The following is a 22,779-nucleotide window of genomic DNA, read 5'->3' as shown; positions in this document are numbered from 1 at the left end:
GGCGCGTACGAACAGCAGCGATAGGAGCGGTGACCATCGGCCTGCTCGCCGCCGGCTGCGGCGGTTCGAGCGGGAACGGCGGCGGTTCGTCGACCGACAGCGACACGCTGATCGTCTACACCGGTCAGGCCGGCGACTGGCAGCGCAACTTCAACCCGTACCTCCCGGCGGTCAACGAGGGGTCGGGCACGATCTTCGAGCCGCTGTTCTTCTTCAACATCGCGCGGCAGGACGACCCCACGCCCCGGCTCGGCACCGAGTACGCGTGGAACGAGGACGGCACCGAGCTGTCCATCACGCTGCGCGAGGGCGTGAAGTGGTCGGACGGCGAGGACTTCACCGCCGACGACGTGGCCTTCACGCTCAACATGCTGAAGGAGCACGAGGCCCTCAACGCCCAGGGCTTCGACGGTGAGGTCGAGGTCGTCGACCCGACCCACGTCGTCGTGACCTACCCCGAGCCGGCGTTCATGCGCGCCTACGACCTGCTGGGCAAGACGTACATCGTGCCCGAGCACATCTGGTCCAAGATCGAGGACCCGTCGACCGACACGATCGCGGAGCCCATCGGCACCGGCCCGTTCACGCTGACGGACTTCAAGGCGCAGGCGTTCACGCTCTCCGCCAACGAGAACTACTGGGACGGCGCGCCCAAGCTCCAGAACGTCCGCTACGTGGCGCTCTCCGGCAACCAGGCGGGTGCCGACGCGCTGGCCGCCGGCCAGATCGACTGGCAGACCGGGCCGGTGCCCGACATGGCCAACGTCGAGGAGAACTACCCGGGTTACAAGGCCATCACCGTCCACGCCTTCCAGATGGTCCTGGACACTTGCTCCGACGCGGAGCTCGGCTGTGAGGGTCCGCAGACCGACCCCGCGGTGCGCCGGGCCATTTACTACGCGATGGACCGCGACCAGCTCAACGCGCTGGCCTTCCAGAACACCGCCAGCGAGGTTTCCCCCGGATTCGCGCTCCCCGAGCGTGACGCGGCGTTCCTCTCCGCGGACCTGGAGACCCAGACCGCGCCGATGTCGGCCGACGTCGAGACCGCGCAGGAGATCCTGGAGGAGGCCGGCTGGTCCAGGGGCGGCGACGGCGTCTACGAGAAGGACGGCGAGAAGCTGGCGCTCAGCGTCACCGTCGTCTCCGGCTGGACCGACTACATCACCGCTGTTGACACGATGTCCGAGCAGCTCAAGGCCGCCGGCATCGAACTGACCGTCAACCAGGTCTCGTTCAACGAGATGTCGGACTCCCGCGGCCGGGGCGACTACCAGTTGCTGATCGACTCCCTCTACCCGGGCCCGGTCGCCGACCCGTACTTCGTTTACAACAACTTCTTCAACAGCTCGAACACCGCTCCGGTGGGCGAGACCGCCAACCCGAACTTCGCCCGGTACTCCAACCCCGAGGTGGACGAGGCCATCGACGCCATCGCCCAGATCAACCCGGAGGACGCCGAGGCGCGGCAGGAGCACTACGACACGATCCAGACCGCGCTCGAGCGGGACATGCCCTACATCCCGATCATGCTCGGCGGCACCACCAGCGAGTTCAACGCGGAGAAGTTCACGGGCTGGCCGACGGATGTGAACCTGTACGCCTACCCGGCCGTGTGGCAGAAGCCGGACCAGTCGCAGATCTACATGAACCTCGAACCGGCTGGTGAGTGACGTAATCCCATGAGGTACTACGCCCGGAAGCTCGGGTTCTATCTCGTCGCCCTGTGGGCGGCGCTGACCCTGAACTTCTTCATTCCTCGAATGATGCCGGGCAACCCTGTCGACACGCTGCTGGCCAAGCTCCAGCAGCGTGGCGGCTCGGTTGGACCCGAGGTCCGCAGGTCCTACGAGTTGATGCTCGGTACGGACACCGGAGACCCCCTGTACGAGCAGTACTTCTCGTACCTGGGCAACATGTTCCGCGGCGAACTTGGTGTCTCCGTCAGCGCCTTCCCGGCGAATGTCACCGACGTCATCTCGCAGTCCTTGCCCTGGACGATCGTGCTGGTGGGCATCGCCACCTTCCTCTCGTTCCTGGTGGGCGTGGTACTGGGCATGGTGGTCGGCTGGAAGCGCGGCAGTTGGCTGGACTCCCTGATTCCGGCCACCACCGTGCTGTCGGCGGTGCCGTACTTCTGGCTGGCGCTGATCTTCGTGCTGATCTTCGCGTCGACGCTGGACTGGTTCCCGCTCAACGGCGGGTACGACGTCACCCTGTCCCCGGGCTGGAACTACGACTTCATCGACTCCGCCGTGTACCACGGCTTCCTGCCGGCCCTGACGATCGTCGTCTCCTCGGTCGGCGGCTGGCTGCTGGGCATGCGGAACATGATGGTGTCGACGATGTCCGAGGACTACATCCTCACGGCGCAGGCCAAGGGTCTGCGCAACCGTCGGATCATGACCCGCTACGCCGCCCGGAACGCGGTCCTGCCCTCCGTGGCCGGCTTCGCGATCTCCCTCGGCTTCGTGGTCTCCGGCTCCATCATCACCGAACAGGTCTTCTCCTACCCCGGTATCGGATCGAAGCTCCTGCAGGCCGTGGAGAACAGCGACTACGCCCTGATGCAGGGGATCTTCCTGATCATCACGGTGGCGGTGCTCGCCGCCAACCTGGTCGTCGACCTGCTGTACGGCCTCATCGACCCCCGCACCCGAGTCGAGAACTGACCAGGAAGGAGCAGGCATCGTGACCAATATCAGCCCGCTCACCGGCAGCGCCGACGAGGGCGCGCCGCTCGCGGGGACCGCATCGGAGCCCGCGGGGAAGCCCGTCAAGCAGGGGCGCGCCAGCGGTATGCGCGCGCTGCTGCCGAGCTGGTCCCCCAAGCTCGCCATCGGCCTCTTCCTCGTCCTCGGCATCGGCCTGTTCGGCATATTCGGGCCCATGCTCGTGGGCGATCCGAACGCCATCAACAACATCGGCATGACCGAGCCCAGCGGCGACTACTGGCTGGGCACCACCCAGACCGGCCAGGACGTCCTGGCCCAGCTCGCCCACGCCACCCGGGGCTCCCTCCAGGTCGGCCTGGTGGTGGGCATCCTCGCCACCGTGCTGTCCGCCTTCTTCGGCATCATCGGCGGTTACGCCGGCGGCGCCGTGGACGAGGGCTTCAACCTCTTCTCCAACGTCATGCTGGTCATCCCCGGCCTGCCGCTGGTGATCGTCATCGCCGGCTTCGTGCCGGCCGAGGACCGCGGCTGGTGGACCGTCGCGCTGGTCCTCGCGGTGACGAGCTGGGCCGCCTCGGCCCGGGTGCTGCGCGCGCAGACCCTGTCCCTGCGCAACCGTGACTACGTGGCCGCGGCCCGGGTCGCGGGCGAGAAGCGCTGGCGCATCGTCACGGTGGAGATCCTGCCGAACCTGCTGCCGCTGCTGGCCTCGCAGTTCGTCTTCGCCATCATCGCGGCGATCCTCTCCGAGGCGGGCCTGTCGTTCCTCGGCCTGGGCGCGTCCAACTCCCACACCCTGGGCACGATGCTCTTCTTCGCCCAGAACGGCTTCGCCCTCCAGTACGAGGCCTGGTGGTGGTTCGGTCCTCCCGGCCTGGTGATCGCCCTCTTCGGCTGTGGCCTGTCGCTGATCAACTTCAGCATCGACGAGATCATCAACCCCAAGCTGCGCGTGGCCAAGCCGGCCGCGGCCAAGGCCGGCGCCGTGCCGGTCGCGCCGCCGGTCCCGGTGGCGGGCGTCGCGGCCGAGGCCCCGCCGACCGAGTCCCCGGCCGAGGCCGAGGCGCGGGCGGAGGAGCGCCGGAACGCGGTGCTCACCGTCAAGGGCCTCAACGTCATCTACCAGACCGAGAAGCCCGTGCACGCCGTCAAGGACGTCTCGATCAGTCTGGGCCGCGGCGAAATCCTCGGCCTGGCCGGCGAGTCCGGCTGTGGCAAGACCACGCTGGCCTACGCCATCAACCGGCTGCACCGCCCGCCGGCCGAGGTCGCCTCCGGCTCGGTCACCTTCCACGACCGCGACGGCAAGGACATCGACCTGCTGGCGCTGGACAAGGAGGAGCTGCGACAGTTCCGCTGGGCGAAGCTGTCGATGGTCTTCCAGGGCGCGATGAACTCGCTCAACCCCGTCATCTCCATTCACGAGCAGCTCGACGACGTGCTCACCACGCACAAGCCGGACATGCCCAAGAAGGAGCGGCGGGAGCGCTGCGAGGAAGTCCTCCGCCTGGTCGGGGTCGACCCCCAGCGGCTGGACTCCTTCCCGCACGAGCTGTCCGGCGGTATGCGCCAGCGCGTCATGATCGCCATGGCGATGCTGCTCGACCCCCAGGTCATGATCATGGACGAGCCCACCACGGCGCTCGACGTGGTCGTCCAGCGGGGCATCCTGCGGGAGATCATCCGGCTGCGCGACGAGCTCGGCTTCGCGGTCATCTTCATCACCCACGACCTGCCGATGCTGCTCGAACTCAGCGACCGGATCGCCGTCATGCGGGCCGGTGAGGTCGTCGAGTACGCGCCCGCCGACCAGATCTACGAGAGCCCCCAGCACCCGTACACCCGCCAGTTGCTGGACTCCTTCCCGAGCCTGACCGGCGAGCGGGGGGCGTTCATCCGCACCGGCGAATCCAGCGAACGCGCCGGCGGGCTCCGGACACCGAACGCGAACGAGAGGGCCCCGCGATGACCGCACTGGAGGTCCGCGACCTGGTCAAGGACTACCCCATCCGCTCGGGGCTGAGGCATTCCAAGCTCCGCGCGGTGGACCACGTCTCCTTCACGCTCACGCCCGGCCGCACCGTGGCGCTGGTGGGCGAGTCGGGCTCCGGCAAGTCCACCGTGGCGAAGATGATCGCCCGGCTGGAGCGGCCGACCGGCGGCGAGATCATCGCCACCAAGCCGGACGGCAAGCGCGTGGGCGACCGGGAGTACCGGGACCACGTGCAGATGGTGTTCCAGGACCCGTTCGCCTCGCTCAACCCGTTCCACACGATCGAGCACCACCTGGCCCGGCCGCTGCGTCTGCACGGCCGCGCCAAGGGGCGCGCGGAGACCCGGCGCCTGGTCGAACAGCTCCTGGAGCGCGTCAACCTGACGCCCGCGGACGAGATGGCGCCGCGCCGTCCGCACGAGCTGTCCGGCGGCCAGCGCCAGCGCGTGGCCATCGCCCGGGCGCTCGCGCCCGGCGCCCAGGTGGTCATCGCCGACGAGCCGGTGTCCATGCTGGATGTGTCCATCCGGCTGGGCGTGCTCAACCTGCTGGCGCGGCTCCAGCGCGAGGACAACCTGGCGGTGCTCTACATCACCCACGACCTCGCCACCGCGCGCCACTTCTCCGACGAGATCCTGGTGATGTACCGCGGCCATGTCGTCGAACGCGGACCCGCGGACGACGTCATCCTCACCCCGCAGCACTCCTACACGAAGCTGCTGGCCGCCGCGGCGCCCAACCCGGACGAGCGCGGCCGGTCGCTGGCCGACTCGCCCGGCGCGATCACCGAGGAGGACCTGACCAGGACGTACGACCACTACACCAAGTCCTGGCAGCCCTTCGTGAAGGCGGCGCCGATCGCCGCGGCGCTGGCCAACCCTGCCGGAGGAAAGCCCTGATGACCGACCGTACCCGGCTGGCCTGGGCCGGCGGTGACGCACAGCTCGTCCTCGGCGTGGGCGGAGAGCAGCCGGTCTCGCTGCTGTCGCTCCGCCCCGCCACGGCCGACGGGGCGCCGGAGCTCGACGAGGCGGCGGCCCCGCCGCTGGTCGAGCTCCAGGCGCTGGGGCACGGCCGGTTCCCCGGCAGCCACCGGTACGCCGACTCCACCGTCGGCGCCCGGCTGCGCTACGTCCGGCACGAGGAGTCCGCCGACGAGGCGGGCGCCGAGCTGCGCGTCGTCCAGGAGGACGAGGCCGCCGGCCTGGTCGTCACCTCGGTCTTCCGTGCCACCGCGGGCGTGCCCGCGGTGCGCACCTGGACCGAGGTGGCCGTCACCGGCGGCGCGCGCGTGCGGCTCCAGGCCGTCTCCTCCGTGGTCACCGGCGCGTTCCTGGCCGACTCCGGCCGCGGCGTCGGCGAACTCGACGTCGTCTGCGCCGACTCCGACTGGGTGGCCGAGTCCCGGTGGCGGCGCACGCCGCTGCGCGAGACCGGCCTGGTGGACATCGATCCCGAGATCCACCACCACGCCTCCCGCAGCCGGTTCGCCGTCACCTCGCGCAGCTCGTGGTCGACGGGCGAGCGGCTGCCCACCGGCGCCGTCGTCGCCGCGGACGACTCCTGGGCGCTGGCCTGGCAGATTGAGCACAACGGCGCCTGGCACTGGGAGCTGGGCGAACGGCGCAAGGGCGCGTATCTGGCGCTGCTGGGGCCCACCGACGCGGAGCACCAGTGGAGCACCGTCGTCACCGCCGAACGCGGGTTCACCACCGTGCCGGTGTCCCTGGCGGTCGCCGCCGGCGGCGTCGACGACGCGTTCGCCGCGCTCACCCTGCAACGCCGGGCCCTGCGGGCCGGGCGGTCGCGGGAGCTGCCGGTGATCTTCAACGACTACATGAACACCCTGATGGGCAACCCGACGACGGCCAGGCTGCTGCCGCTGATCGACGCGGCGGCCGAGGCGGGCGCGGAGTACTTCTGCATCGACGCAGGCTGGTACGACGAGGACGGCCGCTGGTGGGACAGCGTGGGGGAGTGGCGGCCGTCGGCCACCCGCTTCCCCGGCGGTCTCGGCGAGGTCGTGGACCACATCAGGAGCCGCGGCATGGTGCCGGGCCTGTGGCTGGAGCCGGAGGTCGTCGGCGTCCGCTCGCCGATGGCCGAACGGCTGCCCGACGAGGCGTTCTTCCAGCGGCACGGCGAACGCGTCATGGAGCACGGCCGTTACCACCTGGACCTGCGGCACCCCGCCGCGCGGGCGCACGTGGACGCGATCGTGGACGGGCTGATCGCCGAATTCGGCGTCGGCTTCTTCAAGTTCGACTACAACATCATGCCGGGGCCGGGCACCGACCTGGGCGGACTGACCCCGGGCGAGGGCCTGCTCGCCCACAACCGGGCTCATCTCGACTGGCTCGACGAGCTGTTGGAACGCCACCCCGGCGTGCTTATCGAGAACTGCGCCTCGGGCGCGATGCGGATGGACTACGCCATGCTCTCCCGGCTCCATCTGCAATCCACCTCCGACCAGCAGAACCCGCTGCTCTACCCGCCCATCGCCGCCGCGGCGCCCGCCTCCGTGCTGCCCGAGCAGGCCGGCAACTGGGCGTACACGCAGCCGGAGATGACGGTGGAGGAGTCGGCGTTCACCCTGGCCACCGGCATCCTCGGGCGGCTGTATCTCTCCGGGTACCTCAACCGCATGGCGCCCGGCCAGCTCGCGCTGGTCCGGCACGCCGTGACGGTGCACAAGGAGCTGCGCGCCGAGATCGCCGCCGCGGTGCCGTTCTGGCCGCTGGGCCTGACCGGCACCGACGGCACCTGGGTGGCGATGGGGCTGAGATCCCCGGAGCCGTCCGGCGGCAGCCTGCTCACCCTCTGGCGCCGCCCCGGCGCCCCGGGTGAGCTGACGGTACCGGTCGCCCATCTGCGCGGGGTGGACGTCACCCCGGAGGTCATCTTCCCCGGCCCGGGCACCGGCGCGGCCGACTGGACACTGGCATGGGACGCGGAACAGGGCGAACTGCGCCTGACGAGCCCGGACTCCGGGCCCGCGGCGACCGCCCGCGTCATCCGGCTGCGGTAGCCGCGCGTGCCCCGGCTCTTCTCCCGGACGGCGTCCGGGAGAAGAGCCGGGGTGCGGCCGGCCTAGACGGCCGTGGCGCGAACCAGCACCAGCCGTTCGGGGAAGAGCACCGGCGCCTGGAGCCCCGCGTCCTCCAGCACGCGGCCCGGCAGGCGCACCCCTTCCTCGGTCCACCACGGCAGGGGGACGCCCCAGCGGTGCGCGTTGCCGTCGGGGACGTCCCCGGGCGGCAGCGGCCGGACGTGGTAGGCGACGTCCGGCAGCAGGCCGGGCAGCCGGACCGGGCCGGGCGGGTAGAGCTGGGAGGTGGCGTGCGCGACGATCGCGAAGACCGCGTCGGAGCCGTCCTCCGCGACCACCCCGGACACCTCGTAGGCGGGGTCGGCGTGGTCGGCGTGCACGGCCGTCCCCGTGTGCAGCAGCCCGCGCAGCTCCTTGTACAGCGCCACCCACTCGGTCAGCCGCGCCAGGTCCGCCGGATCGGCCTTGGTGAGGTCCCATTCGATGCCGAAGTGCCCGAACAGGGCGGTGCCGGCCCGGAAGTCGATGGGGTGGCGGCGGTCGGTGGTGTGCGCGACGCCGGAGCCGACGTGCGTGCCCATGAGTTCGAGCGGGATCAGCGCGTTGGTCCAGCGCTGGATGCGCTGCCGCTCCAGGGCGTCGATGCAGTCCGAGACCCACACCCGGTCGGTGCGTTCCAGGATCTCCAGGTCCACGCGGGCGCCGCCGGAGGAGCAGGACTCGATCTCCACGTCCGGGTGGCGGCGGCGCAGTTCGTCGAGCAGCCGGTACACCGCGAGGGTCTGGTCGTGCACCCCGGCCCGACCGCCGGGCTGGTGCCCGGCCTCGACCAGGTCGCGGTTGTGGTCCCACTTGAGGTAGGAGACGGGGTAGCTGGTGAGGAGGTCGTCGAGGCGTTCCAGGATGTAGGCGAACGCCTCGGGCCGGGCCAGGTCCAGCACCTGCTGCGCGCGGGCCGAGCCGGGCAGCCGGCCGCCGGTGGCCATGATCCAGTCGGGGTGGGCGCGGGCCAGGTCGGAGTCCTCGTTGATCATCTCCGGCTCCACCCAGATCCCGAACTGCATGCCCAGGCCGGTGACATGGTCGGTGAGCGGGCCGAGTCCGTCCGGCCAGACCTCGTCGGAGACGTACCAGTCGCCCAGCCCGCGCCGGTCGTTCCGGCGGGAGCCGAACCAGCCGTCGTCCAGGACGAACCGCTCGGCGCCCACGGCCGCCGCGGCGTCGGCCAGCTTCCGCAGCCGGTCCAGGTCGTGGTCGAAGTAGACGGCCTCCCAGGTGTTGACGACCACCGGGCGCGGGGTCGCCGGGTGCTGCGGGCGGGCGCGCAACTGCCGGTGGAACCGGCCCGACACCTGATCGAGTCCCCTGCCCCAGGAGCCGTACTGCCAGGGGGAGGTGTAGGCGTCATCGGGGCCGAGCACGACCTCGCCGGACAGCAGCAGTTCGCCGGAGCCGAGCAACGACACGGAGTGGAAGGTGCGTTCGGCGAAGGTGCGGTGGTTGCCGGACCAGGCGGTGTGCACCGCCCAGACCTGGCCGGAGCGGTTGCCGAAGCCCTCGGTGCCGGCTGCGAGCAGATACGCCGCGTCGTAGCCGGTGCGGCCGGTGCGGTTCTCGCGAACCCGCAGGCCCTGGGTGAACGGCGTCCGCAGCGGGTCGCGTTCCCGCAGGTGATGGCCCGTGAAGTCGAGCAGTTCGGTCGCGTCGGGCGGCACCGGCAGGGTGAGGTTGACCGCGTCCACGGTGAACGGGGTGGTGCCGCGGTTGGTCACGGTGGCGCGCTGGCGCACCAGGCCGGCCGCGGTCAGCTCGATGGTGAGCGCCAACTCCAGCCCGGCGGCGGGGTCCTGGGCCGTGACCAGCACGCGCGTCTCGTCGGTCTCGGCCGCCGTCACCGTGAAGGCGGTGGAGAAGTCGGCGCCGCCCCGGTTGCCGACCAGGCCCGGGGTGCCGAGCCAGCCGGCCGACTGCTCGGGCAGCACGGCGACGTCCACGGGGCCGTCGACGGAGAAGCCGATGGGCTGGGGGCGTTGGGTGAGGTGGAGCGCGCCGAGCTCCTCGGACGTGAGCGGTCCGAGATCGGCTCCCCAGTACACGGCGCGGGGCAGCGTGGCGCCGGAGAGGTCGAGCACGAGGCTGACGCCGGCCGCGCGCAGGTGCGTCAGGCCGGAGTCGGCGGGAGAGACGGATGAAGGTGCCACGCGGATCTGAGTCCTTCGCTGATCGATGGTGTGCTGGTCTGTTGAGTCTGTTGACTTACTTTATTTGGTTGCATAACAATCTCTACCCGGTCCGAGCAGATAATTTCCAGGGAGTGTTCAACGATGATCCGCCACGCGTTGCATGACGGCTGGCACCTGACCGCGACTGCCGGGCCGGTCCCCGAGCACATCGCCGGCCGCACCGTTCCCGCACAGGTCCCGGGCAGCGCCCACCTCGACCTGATGGCGGCGGGCCTGATCCCCGACCCCTACCTGGACCGGGTGGAGGAGGAACTGGTCTGGGCGCACCGCACCGACTGGCGGTTCGCCACCACCGTCCAGGCCCCGGCCGCCGCCGACGACGAGCGCGTCGACCTCGTCTTCGAGGGCCTCGACACGGTCGCCACCGTCGCCCTGGCCGGCCAGGTGCTCGGCACCACCGCGAACATGCACCGCTCCTACCGCTTCGATGTCCGCGAGGTGCTGGACGGCGGCGAGGCCGACCTCGTCGTCACCTTCCGCTCGGCCCTCGAATACGCCGAGGAGAACCAGGAACGGCTCGGCTCCCGCCCCCGCGCCTACCCGCACGCCATGAACATGGTCCGGAAGATGGCCTGTAGCTTCGGCTGGGACTGGGGCCCGGACCTCCAGACCGCGGGCATCTGGAAGCCGGTGCGCCTGGAGCGCTGGCGCACCGCCCGTCTCGCCGAGGTGCGCCCGCTGGTCACCGTCGCCGAGGACGGCACCGGACGCGCCGAGGTGCACGCCGTCATCGAGCGCTCCGGCCTGGGCGACGACACCGACCTCACCCTCACCGCCACGGTGGACGGGCACACCGCCACCGTCACCGTGCCGGCCGGCGCCACCACGGCGCACGTCACGGTCGAGGTCCCCGGCGCCCGGCTGTGGTGGCCGGTGGGCCACGGCGAACAGCCGCTGTACGACCTCGCGGTCACGCTGGCCGGCGGCGACCGGGACGCGGAACTCGACACGTGGGAGCGCCGCATCGGCTTCCGCACCATCACCGTCGACACCACCCCCGACGAGGTGGGCACGCCGTTCACCTTCGTCGTCAACGGCAAGCCCATCTTCATCAAGGGCGCCAACTGGATCCCCGACGACCACTTCCTGACCCGCATCACCCGCGAGCGCCTGGAGCGCCGCGTGGACCAGGCCGTCGACGCGAACATGAACATGCTGCGCATCTGGGGCGGCGGCATCTACGAGACCGAGGACTTCTACGACGTCTGCGACGAGCGCGGCGTGCTGGTCTGGCAGGACTTCCTGCTGGCCTGCGCCGCCTACCCGGAGGAGGAGCCGCTGTGGAGCGAGTTCGAGGCCGAGGCGCGTGAGAACGTCGCCCGCCTGACGAGCCACGCCTCCCTCGCCCTGTGGAACGGCGGCAACGAGAACCTCTGGGGCTTCATGGACTGGGGCTGGCAGTATCAGCTCCAGGGTCGCACCTGGGGACTGCGCTACTACACCGAGCTGTTCCCGAGCATCGTCGCCGAGCTCGACCCGACCCGCGTGTACGCCGACGGCAGCCCCTACAGCCCGCGCTTCGCCCCCGAGGAGAAGCACCCCAACGACCAGGACCACGGCACCCGCCACGAGTGGGAGGTCTGGAACCGCGTCGACTACACCCACTACCGCGACCACATCCCGCGGTTCTGCTCCGAGTTCGGCTTCCAGGGCCCGCCCACCTGGGCCACCCTGACCCAGTGGATCCACGACGAGCCGATGACCCCCACCTCGCCCGCCTTCCTGCTGCATCAGAAGGCCGAGGACGGCAACGGCAAGCTCGACCGGGGCATGGCGCCCCACCTGCCGGAGCCCGCCACCTTCGCCGACTGGCACTGGGCCACCCAGCTCAACCAGGCGCGCGCCGTCGTCTACGGCATCGAGCACTTCCGCTCCTGGTGGCCGCGCACCGCCGGCTCGCTGGTCTGGCAGATCAACGACTGCTGGCCGGTGACCTCCTGGGCCGCGGTGGACGGCGACGAGCGGCCCAAGCCGCTGTGGTACGGCCTGCGGCACGCGTACGCCCCGCGCCTGCTCACCGTCCAGCCGCGCGCCGGCCGGCCCGCGCTGCTCGCGGTGAACGACACCGACGAGGCGTGGCAGGGTCAACTCAGCCTCCAGCGCCTGTCCTTCGACGGCGAGGTGCTGGACAGCGCTACGATCACCCTCGACGTGTCGGCGCGTTCCGTCGCCGAACTGGAACTGGCCGACTCGCTGGTGAAGCCGGCGGACGCGGCACGGGAGGTGTTGGTGGCCAGCGCGGACGAGACACGTACGGTGCACCTGTTCGGCGAGGACCGCGATCTGGCCTACGACGCGGGCGCGTTGACCGCCGAGGCGGTGGCGGTGCCCGGCGGCTACCGGGTCGACGTGCGCGCCGCGTCGTTCGCCCGCGATGTCGCCGTGCTGGCGGACCGCGTGGCGCCCGACGCCCGGGTCGACGACATGCTCGTGTCGCTGCTGCCCGGCGAGACGCGGTCGTTCACCGTTCGCACGGACGCCCAACTGGACCCGACCGAGCTGACCGGGCCGCTGGTGCTCCGCAGCGTCAACTCCCTCTTCGCGCCGGTGGCGGGCTGAGTGAGCCGCTCGGAGGCCGTCGGGCTCGTGCTCGCTCGCCCGGCGAGGCTGCTCGGCGTTGAACCGTTCTTCATGGAGTTCATCGCCGGTATAGAGGAGAAGCTCGCCGAGCGCGGTCTGTCCGTGCTGCTCCACGTCGTCGCCGCGCACGACGAGGAGATCGCCACCCACCGCCGGTGGGCCGGACGGGGACTGGTCGACGCGGTCGTCGTGGTCAATCTGACCGTCGACGACCGCCGGCCCGCCGTCCTCGCCGAACTCGAGCTGCCGGCCATCATGGTCGGCGCCTGGAACGGCGGGCCGGACACCCCCGCGGTGATCACGGACAACGCCGGACCGGTGCGGGAGGCGCTCGCCGAGCTGCTGCGCCTGGGGCACCGCCGCATCGCGCGCATCACCGGCCCGGCCGAGCTGGTCCATACCCGGGCCAGAACGGTCGCGTTGACCGAGGGCTGCGCCGCGGCCGGCATCGAGCCGGTGCTGCTGGAGGGCGACTACTCGGCGGAGGCGGGCGCCCGGCTCACCGCGCAGTTGCTGCGCCGCCCGGAGCGGCCGACGGCCGTCCTCTACGACAACGACGTGATGGCCGTCGCCGGGCTCGGCGTCGCCAAGGACCTCGGGCTGGCGGTGCCGGCGGAGCTGTCCCTCATCGCCTGGGACGATTCGACGATGTGCCGGCTGGCGTCGCCTGCGCTGTCCACGATGAGCGTCGATGTGCACCAATTCGGCATTTCGGTGGCCGAGTCGGTGCTGGAACTGATCGATGGCGCCCCCGTGGTGCAACGCTGGTCGCCGCCCGCGCGGTTCACCTCCCGCGGCACCACGGCCCCGGCGCCGGACCGCGCCTGACGGCCGGACGTTCCCGGTGCGGCGCGCCCCATCACGCGGGGCGCGCCTGGCCGTTCGCCTGTCGGTGCCGCCGACGGCGAACCATTGGGCGTCGCCGGGCCCGTTCAGCCCGCCGCGGTGGCCAGTGCGGCGGGGCCGACCTCGGTGACGGTCTCGGTGACCGCCACCCGGCCGCCCAGCCTCAGCGCGGAGAGCGGTCCCGGATCGTGGCCGAGCAGCAGACGCACCGCCGCCCAGGGCAGGTTCACCCCGGTGAAGGCCGTCTGGAAGATCCCCGCCGACGCGCGGGGGTTGGCCTCCAGCAGCACCGGCCGCCCGTGCCGGTGACGCAACTGGACATTGGAGAGATAGGCCAGCCCGAAGTGTCCGACCAACTGGCGGGCGATCGAGATGAGCGCCGGGTTGTCCAACAGGAGCCGATAACGGCCCTGTTTGGCCCGGGGTATGGCCGTCAGCAGCGTCCCGTCGGGGGCCGAGAGGCAGTCGACGCTGACCTCGGGCCCCTCCAGATACGGCATGACGATGAACTTCGGCACCTTCTCCTGCTCGTCCGCGGCCCTTTTCAGCGCGTCGGCCACGGCGTTCACCGAGACCAGCGGCCGGGCCGGGGCGAGCAGATCCCGCATGCTGAGCGGACTGTCGTCCAGGATGCGGAAGCCGAACGCCGAGTATTCGCCCGCGGGTTTGATGCAGACCGTGTCCCCGGCCCGCGCGATGTCCTCCACGGCCTCCCGCAGCCCGTCGGCGTCGGAGACGACCCGCCAGTCCGGCACGGGAACGCCGATGGCACGGGCCGCCTCATAGGTCCGGCTCTTGCTGGTGAGCACGCTGATCGCCGCGGGGGACGAGCACATCAGCCGGGTGCCGGCGGCGGCGAACGCGTCGGTGTGCCCGGCCAGGGCGTCGAGACGGCGGGGCGGAATGAGCACGTCGATCTCGTGCCTGCGGCAGAAATCGAGCGCGAAGTCGGCGTAGACGTCGTTGTTGACGCGATGGGGTTCGACCTCCCCCACATCGCAGGCCGCGAGGGCGGGCGCGGCGGGGTCCACGTTCGTTCCGTAGATACGGACCGCGGCGGCGTCGGGATTGTCGCGCAACATCCGGATCACCTGAGTCGTGGCTGCCCCCGCGCTGCTGAGCCAAATACGTAGTGCTATCGCGACGCTCCCCTCATCACCGAATTCTGTTGTCATAGTTCGCTCATGTAAGACCGCCGACGATCGCGCAGGGGCCAACTGCCCACGCCCGTTGCCACGGTCGCCAGCCATACATGATCAGGTGTGAAACGGATCCTAGCCCCGCCGGATTGCGTCGGTGTTTCCGCGCGCGGGGGAGCCGCCGGGCGCCCGCTCCCGGGGGCGGCCGAAAGTGTGCGCGTGCGGGGCAAGGATTGAGCCGCCCTTCCGGGCCGGCGCATCGCCCCCGCGGCGCGGGGGTATCCGTGAGGCGCAAGCAACGGGTGACCCGTCTGTGAAAGGAGTTTCATGTACGAGGAACCGTCTGCGGAGGAGCCGGAGGTCTATGAACCGCCGGTCCTGATGGAGGTCGGCGGCTTCGCCGAGGAAACCCAGGGCCAGTGGGGCTGGCGCTGGTCCGAGGGACCGGGGCGGGGCTACTACGGCACGTGAGGTCGTCGCCGCCCGATGGCGGGTGCCGCTTCCCGGCCCCTCTGGGCCGGGCGGCGGTGCCCGCCGCCCGGCGCCGGTGGATCGCCGGTCCGGGGAACCGCCCGTAACGAGCCCGGAGGGTTGGGACTGCCCATGGCAGACGCGTCCGAGACGTCCGTGTCCTGCGGCGCGAGCTGGTTCGTGGTGCTGCCGGACCACGAACGGGCCCGCGCCCTGGCCGGCCGACTGAGCGCCCGTGCCTGCCGCGTGCTGCCGCACGCCTCGGGCCGGCCATGGCTCGTCGGCTGCTGGGACGAGACGCGGATGACGGTGGCCGGCGCCGGTGGCGTCCGGCTGGCGGTGGCCGGCTCCTGTTCCCTGACCGCGCCCGAACTGACCGCGCGGAGCCGGGCGTTGCGCGCGGCGGCGGACGCGGAGTCGGTGGTGGCGGGCGTGGCGGGCAGCTTCCACCTCCTGGCGTCGGTGGACGGCGAGGTGTACGCCCGCGGCTCCCTGGCCGGCGACCGGCGGCTGTACCGGGCCCGGATCGACGGCGTCACGACGGTCGGTGACCGGGCGCGCACCCTCGCCTGGCTGACCGGCCGCGGGCCCGACCCGGCGCGGCTGGCGGCCTGCCTGGTCGTGCCGTCCCTGCCGTATCCGCTGGCCCATGAGTCCGTGTGGCGCGGCGTCACCACGGCGCCGCCCGGCGAGGCGCTGCACCTGGACGCGGACGGCTCGTTCCGCACCGCCCGCTGGTGGCGGCCGCCGTCGGCCGACCTCCCGCTCGACGACGCGGCGAAGGGACTGCGGGACGCGCTGCGGGCGGCGGTGGCGGCCCGCGTCTCGCCGGGCGAGGTGTGGGGCGCCGACCTGTCGGGCGGCATGGATTCGACCTCGCTGTGCTTCCTGGCCGCCGAGGCGGGTGCCCGGCTGGTGACAGTCACCCTGGAGTGGTCGGCCGTCGGCAACGAGGACGCCCACTACGCGCGCCGCGCCGCCGAACACCTGCCGGGCGTCACCCGCCTGACGTTCCCCTCGGCCGCCCTGCCAGCGCACTTCGCCGACCTGGGCGAACGGCGCGACCCCGGCGACGAGCCCACCGTGCTGCTGCGCGACCGCGCCCAGCAGCGGGAAGTGATCCGCGCGCTTGTCGAGCACGGCGCCCGGCGCCGGCTCTCCGGTTACGGCGGGGACCACGTGGTCACCCCGCCGCCCGCCTACCTCCACGCCCTGCTGCGCCGCCGCCCGGTGACCGCGCTGCGGCACGCCGCCGCGCACCGCGCCCGCGGCCGGTGGCCGCTCGCCGCCACCCTGCGGGAACTGCTCTCCCGCCGCCCGCTCGCGCAGTGGCTGGCGGCGCAGGCCGGCACCCTCGGGCCCACCGGCCGCGGCCCCGAGCCCGAGTGCGGCTGGGCGCCCTCGATGGCGCTGCCGCCCTGGGCCACCGGACGGGCGCGCGACCTGGTGTCCGAACTGCTGCGGCACGCCGCCGACGCCGGCCCCGAGCCGTCGGCCGCCGACCGCGGCGCGCACGCCTGGCTGCACACCGCCCGCGTCGCCGGCACCAGCGCCGCCCACCTCGCCCACTGGTCCGCCGGGGCCGGGCTGCCCGTGGAGACGCCGTTCTGCGACGACGCGGTCATCACCGCCGCCCTGCGGGTACGCCCCGACCTGGCCGGCCACCCGGCCCGTTACAAACCGCTGCTCGCCGCGGCCATGAGCGGCATCGTCCCCGCCCCGGTCCTCGCGCGCACCACCAAGGACCACAGCGGCGAGGAGTGGCTGACCGGCCTGTCCGCGCAACGCCGCCTGCTCGCCGCGTGGGCGGACGACTCCCGGCTCGCCGCGCTCGGCCTGGCCGACACCGGCGCGCTGCGCCGGGCCCTGCTCGCCCCCGGCCTGCTCAACGGCGGCGCCGCGGAGCTCGAATTCTCCCTCGGAACCGAGGCGTGGCTGCGCGATCTCGACGACCACCCCCACCCCGCCCACCTGAAGGAACACCCCAGTGAACCTGCCGAGTCCACGTCTGCGGCTGCGCCGTGACGTCACCGCCTGCGACACCGACGGCGGCATGGTCCTGCTCGACGAGCGGACCGGCCGCTACTGGCAGTTGAACTCCACGGGCGCCCAGGTGCTGCGCGCCCTGCTGGACGGTGCCACCCCCGAGGAGGTCACCGGCCGCCTCGCGGAAACCCGCGCCGTCGCCCCCGACCGGGTGGCCGCCGACATCGGAACGCTGCTCGGGCAGCTCGCGGACGCCGGTCTGACCGAGCCCGGAGCCACGCGGTGAGCGACGGGCATGCGGCTGCCGGGCCGCGGATACCGACGAGTCGCTCGCTATGCCGCATGGCCGGAGAAGCGAACGAGGAGGCGCTTTGAGCCAGATCCTGGACGCCCCCGGACACCGGCCGCCGCTGCGCCGCCGCGTCGCCGCGCGCACGGCCGTCGCCGCCGCCCGGCTCCTCGCCCGCCTGCCACCGCGCCGGATCCGCGCCGTGCTGAGCCTGGTGCGCCGCGGCGCCGCCCCGGCCAGTTACGACCAGGCGCTGGCCGCCCGCCGGGACGTCACCGCCACCAGCACCCGGTGCGCCGGCCGCTACTGCCTCCCGCGGTCCCTGGCCGCCGCGCTGCTGTGCCGCATGCGCGGCACCTGGCCCACCTGGTGCACCGGCGTGCGCACGCCCCCGTTCGCCGCCCATGCCTGGATCGAGGCCGACGGCAGGCCCGTCGGCGAACCGGCGGACACCGCCACCTACCGTTCCCTGATCCGCATCCCGCCGGCGGCGCCGAGGGGCTGAGCCCGCCCGCCGGCCTGTCATGGCGGTCCCGGCCGGTCGGCGGGCGGTGGCGCGGCCAGGTGCCGCGTCGCGCGCTCCGCCGTGGCCCGGGCCCGGCGCCCGGTGGTGGCCAGCCCCAGCAGCAGCACCAGGGCGCCGCAGCCCGCGATGACCGACCAGGCCGCGGTACGCGAGCCCGCGGCCAGCAGCGTGCCCACCACGGCGACGCCCAGCGCGGACCCGACCTGGCGGCCGGTCGAGGCGACGCCCGCGGCCACGCCCGCCTGGGCGCGCGGCATGCCGGTGACCGCGGTGTTGGTGATGGGCGCGTTCACCAGGGCGAAGCCGATACCGAACGCCACATAGGCGGTGAACAGCTCGGACAGCGGGGTGTCCGGCCCCAGACGCGTGAGCAGCACACCGCTGACGGTGATGAGCACGCCCGCCACCAGGAGCGGGACGCGCGGGCCGTGGTGGCCCACCAGGTATCCGGAGAGTGGCGCGAACACCAGCGTCGTCGCGGCCATCGGCAGCAGATGCAGGCCGCCGTCCAGCGCGGACAGGCCGCGGTCGTTCTGGAGGTAGAGCGTGTTGAGGAACAGGAAGCCGCCCAGCCCGGCGAACGAGGCGATCGCGATCACGAAGGCGCCGCTGAACGGCACGCTGCGGAAGAAGCGCAGCTCCAGCAGCGGATCGCGGCGGCGCGGCTCGTACAGCAGCAGGCCCGCCAGCGCGGCCAGCGCGATCCCGAAGCAGGTCAGCAGCACCGGCGAGGTCCAGCCGGCCCGCCCGCCCTCGATGATCCCGAACGTGAGCGAGCCCAGCAGCACGATCACCAGAAGCTGCCCCACCGGGTCCAGCCGCCGTGGCCGGGGCGCGCGAGACTCCGGCACATACCGCGAGGTCAGCACCAGCGCGGCCAGGCCCACCGGCAGATTGAGCCAGAAGATCGCCCGCCAGCCGAACGAGTGCACAAGCGCCCCGCCCAGGATGGGCCCCACCGCCATGGAGATGCCCACCACCCCGCCCCAGGCGCCGATCGCGCGGGCCAGCTCCCGGGGATCCCGGAACGTGTTGGTGATGATCGACATCGCCACCGGGTTGAGCATGGACCCGCCGACGGCCTGCGCGGCGCGGAAGACGATCAGCCAGCCCAGCCCCGGCGCCAGCGCGCACAGCACCGAGCCGGCCGTGAAGATCACCAGCCCGGTCCGGAAGACCCGGCGGCGGCCCACCCGGTCGGCGGTGGAACCGGCGAGCATCAGGAACGACGCCAGCACCACCGTGTAGACGTCGATCGTCCACTGGAGGCCGGAGACGTCCGCGCCCAGCTCGCGCTGGAGCGAGGGCAGCGCGACGTTCAGCGCGGTCACGTCCAGGCTCACGATCAGCAGGCTCATGCAGCAGATCGCCAGCACCAGGAACCGGCGGCGACGGCTGAGGCTCTCGGTCGTGGCCCTGCTCCTCACTGTGTCCGGGCGTTTTCGCGCGCTGTCCGGGCGGTCCGCACCGTCTTCCGCGGTAGCCCCGGCGGGTGGCGGGGAATCCCAGGAGGGAATACCGGTCACGCGGAACGCGTTGACCACTCTCTGGACCACGTGCCGCCGACTCGTTCCCAAGGAGGGCCCGTGCCCGAAGCCACACCGGAAACCAATGTCATCGCCTATCGTGCGGCCGAGCAACTGCTCCAGGCCCGCGACCCGCGCGGCGCGCTGAAGCTGCTCGACCCCGTGATCACCGCTCACCCGGAGAACACCGCGGCCCGGCTGCTGCGCGCCCGGGCCTTCTTCCTGGCCGCCCAGCTCAGGTCGGCCGAGCTGGAGTTCCAGCTGGTGCTGGAGCGCGAGCCCGACAACTCGTTCGCCCACTTCGCGCTGGCCCGCACTCTGGAGCGCGCCGGCCGCGACGCCGAGGCACGCCGCCACTTCCGGCTGGCCGCGGCGCTCGACCCGCGCCCGGACTTCGTGGCCGCCGCCCGTTTCGACAACGACCAGTAACCAGTAACGTGCCCCCGTGAGAGCGGATACGGCACGGGCGGCCGCGGCGGACTGGGTGCGGCGGCACGCCGGCGGGGACGACTCGTTCAGGGGCGCGTACTTCAGCGGATCCACCGTCGGGCTGCCGCCGGGCGCCGAGGTGCCGCTCGGCTCCGACGTCGATGTCATGGTCGTCACCGAGGACCCCGAACCGCCGGGCAAGCCCGGCAAGTTCCGCCACCGCGGCGCGCTGCTGGAGGTCACCCTCGTGCCGTGGGACCAGCTCGCCGACCCCGAGCGCGTCCTGTCCTCGTACCACGTGGCAGGCCCCTTCCGCACCGACACGATCATCGCCGACCCGCGCGGGGACCTGCGCCGGCTGCACGAGACCGTCGCCCGCCGCTTCGCCGAGCCCCGCTGGGTGCGCCGGCGCCGCGACGAGGCGTACGCCCGCGCGGAGAACGGGCTGCGCGCCGTGGCGGCGACGACCGAGGGCGCCACGCCCTGGCCGGGGACGGTGCTCTCCTGGCTGTTCCCGGCCGGTGTCACCACCCATGTGCTCCTCGTCGCCGGACTGCGCAACCCGACCGTGCGGCTGCGCTACCTCGCCGCCCGCGACCTGCTGGCCGAGCACGGCATGCTCGCGCGCTACGAGGAACTGCTGCGGCTGCTCGGCTGCGACCAACTGGACGCCGGGCGCGCCGAGCACCATCTCACCGAGCTCGCCCGCACCTTCGACGCGGCGGCGGCCGTAGCGGTGACCCCGTTCCCGTTCGGCTCGGACATCACCCCGGCGGCCCGGCCCATCGCGATCGACGCGAGCCTGGAGCACATCCGGGCCGGCCGCCACCGCGAGGTCGTCTTCTGGCTGGCCGCGACGTTCGCTCGCTGCCACCTCATCCTGGCCGCCGACGCCCCGGAGCCGCAGGTGCGGGAGCTCACGCCGCCGTTCGCCGCGTTCCTGGCCGACCTCGGCATCACCTCGCCCGACGACCTGCGCGACCGCGCCCGGGCGTGCCTCGCGCACCTGCCGGCGGTCCTGGAGACCTCCGAGGAGATCCTTCAGGCCGCCACGTCGGCGCCGGCCGAGGCGCCCACGTAACGGCGGACCGCCGCCACGATCGCCGCCGCGTCGATCCCGGCGTCCCGCAACTGCTCGGCCGGGGTCGCCGAGCCGGGCATCGTGTCCACCGCGAGCCGGATCAGCCGCGGCACCGCACGCCCGTCGGTGAACGCGTCGAGCACCGCGTCGCCCAGCCCGCCCTGCGACCGGTGGTCCTCCACCGTGAGCAGACAGCCCGTCCGGTCGGCGGCGTCCAGCAGCGCGTGCGCGTCCACCGGCTTGATCGAGTACATGTCCAGCACGCGCACCGCCACACCATCGGCGGCCAGTTCGTCCGCCGCGGCCAGCGCCTCGTGCACGGTCACCCCGGCCGCCACGATCGTCAGCCGGTCCTCCGCCGAGGAACGCAGCAACTTGCTGCCGCCGACCGGGAACTCCTCGTCCGGGCCGTAGATCACCGGGCTCGCGCCGCGCGACGTCCGCAGATACCGCACGCCGCCCGCGCCGTCCGCCATCGCCGCCACCAGCCGCGCCGTCTGGTTGGCGTCGCAGGGGTAGAGCACGGTGCTGCCGTGCAGGGACCGGAACATCGCCAGGTCCTCCAGGCCCATCTGCGAGGGCCCGTCCTCGCCGATGGCCACGCCCGCGTGCGAGCCGGCCAGGTTCAGCCCGGCCCGGCTGACCGACGCCATCCGCACGAAGTCGTGCGCCCGGGTGAAGAACGCCGCGAACGTCGACACGAACGGCGTCCAGCCGCGCACCTGCATTCCGACCGCGCTGGCCACCAGCTCCTGTTCGGCGATGTAGCACTCGAAGAAGCGGTCCGGATGTGCCTTGGCGAAGAACTCCGACCGCGTGGAGTCGCTGACCTCGCCGTCCAGCGCGACGACGTCCTGCCGGGCGCTGCCGACGGCGGCCAGCGCCTCGCCGTAGGCGTTCCGTGTGGCCACCTTGTCGCCCACCGTGTAACGCGGCAGGTCGGCGCGCACGCCATGGGTCTGCCGGGGCGCGGTGACCGCGGCCGGGCGCTCCACGTCGACCCGCAGGTCCCGCACCCCGCCCAGCTCCGCGACCGCCTCCTCGGCGTCCGGCACCGGCTTGCCGTGCATGCCCTCCCGGTCCTGCACCGCGGCCACCCCGCGGCCCTTCATCGTGCGCGCCAGGACGACCGCAGGCCGGTCGGTGACGTCCAGCGCCTCGCCGTACGCGGCGTCGATGGCCGCCGGATCGTGGCCGTCGACCTCGATCGTGTGCCAGCCGAAGGCCCCCATCCGCCGCGCGTACGCGTCCAGGTCCCACTCGTGCCGCGTCGGCCCGCGCTGCCCGAGCCGGTTCACATCGACGATCGCGGTCAGGTTCGACAGCTTCTCGTATCCGGCGTGCTCGAACGCCTCCCAGACCGCGCCCTCGGCCAGCTCGCTGTCGCCGCACAGCACCCACACCCGGTACGGCGCCTGCTCCAGCCGCTGCCCGGCGAGCGCGATCCCGACGCCGATCGGCAGGCCCTGTCCCAGCGAGCCGGTGGCCACGTCCACCCACGGCAGGCGCGGCGTGGGGTGGCCCTCCAGGCGGCTGCCGTGGTCGCGGAACGTCAGAAGCTCCTCGTCGGAGATCACCCCGGCCGCCTTGTACGCCGCGTACAGCAGCGGCGAGGCGTGGCCCTTGGACAGGATCAGGTGATCGTTGCCCGGATGGTCCGGCCAGTCGAAGTCGTACCGCAGATAGCGGGCCAGCAGCACGGCCATCAGATCGGCCGCCGACATCGACGAGGTGGCGTGGCCCGAGGCGGCGTGTGACGTCGCGCGGACCGCGTCCACCCGGAACTGCTGTCCGAGCTCGGCCAGGTACTGGTCTGTGGTCATGCGAGCCTCCTGGATCGGCTCCCGGTTGTGCCTTCCTTGCCCGGGAAACTGCTGTCGTGCCGGGGTGTCGTGCCGGGATACCGCCGTGCGCGGGTACCCCGGCGCCCGGCCGGCCTAACGGCG

17 protein-coding genes are annotated in these 22,779 nt (G+C 72.5%); 13 read left to right on the top strand and 4 right to left on the bottom strand.

All coding sequences use genetic code 11. From position 1 onward, the window contains the following. The first annotated feature begins 29 nt into the window (after positions 1-29). Genes RM590_RS16695 through RM590_RS16675 form a run of 5 tightly spaced genes read left to right on the top strand, consistent with a single transcriptional unit; the run spans position 30 to position 7,696 of the window. Positions 30-1,673 (top strand): ABC transporter substrate-binding protein, encoded by a 1,644-nt coding sequence (locus RM590_RS16695; RefSeq protein WP_311705380.1) that lies wholly within the window; start codon positions 30-32, stop codon positions 1,671-1,673. Between the two features lie 9 nt (positions 1,674-1,682). Then, positions 1,683-2,672 (top strand): ABC transporter permease, encoded by a 990-nt coding sequence (locus RM590_RS16690; RefSeq protein ID WP_311705379.1) that lies wholly within the window; start codon positions 1,683-1,685, stop codon positions 2,670-2,672. Between the two features lie 19 nt (positions 2,673-2,691). Next, a complete protein-coding gene (locus RM590_RS16685; protein ID WP_311705378.1) occupies positions 2,692-4,644 on the top strand; it encodes a dipeptide/oligopeptide/nickel ABC transporter permease/ATP-binding protein in 1,953 nt (650 codons plus the stop codon). Continuing rightward, positions 4,641-5,567: an ABC transporter ATP-binding protein gene (locus RM590_RS16680; RefSeq protein ID WP_311705377.1), complete on the top strand. Its 927-nt coding sequence runs from the start codon at positions 4,641-4,643 to the stop codon at positions 5,565-5,567. The genes RM590_RS16685 and RM590_RS16680 overlap by 4 nt, the downstream gene beginning before the upstream one ends. After that, on the top strand, positions 5,567-7,696 hold the full coding sequence (locus RM590_RS16675; protein WP_311705376.1) for a glycoside hydrolase family 36 protein: 2,130 nt from the start codon (positions 5,567-5,569) through the stop codon (positions 7,694-7,696). Before RM590_RS16680 ends, RM590_RS16675 begins: the two co-directional genes overlap by 1 nt. Positions 7,697-7,758: 62 nt before the next feature. Here the strand turns inward: RM590_RS16675 and RM590_RS16670 are convergent, their stop codons facing one another. Continuing rightward, positions 7,759-9,918: an alpha-galactosidase gene (locus RM590_RS16670; RefSeq protein ID WP_311705375.1), complete on the bottom strand. Its 2,160-nt coding sequence runs from the start codon at positions 9,916-9,918 to the stop codon at positions 7,759-7,761. Between the two features lie 123 nt (positions 9,919-10,041). Here RM590_RS16670 and RM590_RS16665 point away from each other — a divergent pair, with 123 nt between their 5' ends. Both RM590_RS16665 and RM590_RS16660 read left to right on the top strand, forming a co-directional pair. Next, on the top strand, positions 10,042-12,519 hold the full coding sequence (locus RM590_RS16665) for a glycoside hydrolase family 2 protein (RefSeq protein ID WP_311705374.1): 2,478 nt from the start codon (positions 10,042-10,044) through the stop codon (positions 12,517-12,519). Beyond that, positions 12,520-13,368 carry a LacI family DNA-binding transcriptional regulator gene (locus tag RM590_RS16660; protein ID WP_311705373.1) on the top strand — a complete coding sequence of 283 codons (849 nt, stop codon included), beginning with the start codon at positions 12,520-12,522 and terminating at the stop codon, positions 13,366-13,368. It begins immediately after the preceding gene. 104 nt (positions 13,369-13,472) lie between these two features. Here the strand turns inward: RM590_RS16660 and RM590_RS16655 are convergent, their stop codons facing one another. Then, positions 13,473-14,561 (bottom strand): ATP-grasp domain-containing protein, encoded by a 1,089-nt coding sequence (locus RM590_RS16655; protein ID WP_394813882.1) that lies wholly within the window; start codon positions 14,559-14,561, stop codon positions 13,473-13,475. Positions 14,562-14,852: 291 nt separating this feature from the next. On the opposite strand from RM590_RS16655, the gene RM590_RS16650 reads away from it, so the two are divergent. The 4 genes from RM590_RS16650 (at position 14,853) to RM590_RS16635 (ending at position 17,776) form a co-directional block, all read left to right on the top strand. Beyond that, positions 14,853-14,996 (top strand): lasso RiPP family leader peptide-containing protein, encoded by a 144-nt coding sequence (locus tag RM590_RS16650; protein ID WP_311705371.1) that lies wholly within the window; start codon positions 14,853-14,855, stop codon positions 14,994-14,996. A 132-nt stretch (positions 14,997-15,128) separates the two neighbouring features. Next, entirely contained in the window at positions 15,129-17,021 is a 1,893-nt protein-coding gene (locus tag RM590_RS16645; RefSeq protein WP_311705370.1) for an asparagine synthase-related protein, read from the top strand. After that, positions 16,984-17,268, top strand: coding sequence for a lasso peptide biosynthesis PqqD family chaperone (locus tag RM590_RS16640; protein WP_311705369.1), 285 nt, complete (start codon positions 16,984-16,986; stop codon positions 17,266-17,268). Before RM590_RS16645 ends, RM590_RS16640 begins: the two co-directional genes overlap by 38 nt. 85 nt (positions 17,269-17,353) lie before the next feature. After that, the gene (locus tag RM590_RS16635; RefSeq protein WP_311705368.1) at positions 17,354-17,776 is read left to right on the top strand and encodes a lasso peptide biosynthesis B2 protein; all 423 of its coding nucleotides are present in this window, start codon (positions 17,354-17,356) and stop codon (positions 17,774-17,776) included. A 17-nt stretch (positions 17,777-17,793) separates the two neighbouring features. Here the strand turns inward: RM590_RS16635 and RM590_RS16630 are convergent, their stop codons facing one another. Further along, a complete protein-coding gene (locus tag RM590_RS16630) occupies positions 17,794-19,155 on the bottom strand; it encodes an MFS transporter (RefSeq protein ID WP_394813881.1) in 1,362 nt (453 codons plus the stop codon). 228 nt (positions 19,156-19,383) lie between these two features. On the opposite strand from RM590_RS16630, the gene RM590_RS16625 reads away from it, so the two are divergent. Together RM590_RS16625 and RM590_RS16620 are read left to right on the top strand one after the other, a co-directional pair. Next, positions 19,384-19,752, top strand: coding sequence for a tetratricopeptide repeat protein (locus RM590_RS16625; protein WP_311705366.1), 369 nt, complete (start codon positions 19,384-19,386; stop codon positions 19,750-19,752). A 16-nt stretch (positions 19,753-19,768) separates the two neighbouring features. Next, on the top strand, positions 19,769-20,833 hold the full coding sequence (locus tag RM590_RS16620; RefSeq protein WP_311705365.1) for a hypothetical protein: 1,065 nt from the start codon (positions 19,769-19,771) through the stop codon (positions 20,831-20,833). Here the strand turns inward: RM590_RS16620 and RM590_RS16615 are convergent. After that, positions 20,794-22,656, bottom strand: coding sequence for a transketolase (locus RM590_RS16615; RefSeq protein ID WP_311705364.1), 1,863 nt, complete (start codon positions 22,654-22,656; stop codon positions 20,794-20,796). The genes RM590_RS16620 and RM590_RS16615 overlap by 40 nt on opposite strands. Positions 22,657-22,779 lie beyond the last annotated feature (123 nt).

Source organism: Streptomyces litchfieldiae (assembly GCF_031845365.1).
Classification (GTDB): Bacteria; Actinomycetota; Actinomycetes; order Streptomycetales; family Streptomycetaceae; genus Streptomyces; species Streptomyces litchfieldiae.
Note: the sequence above shows the minus strand (reverse complement) of the source record. Positions and strands in the feature narration are given on the sequence as shown.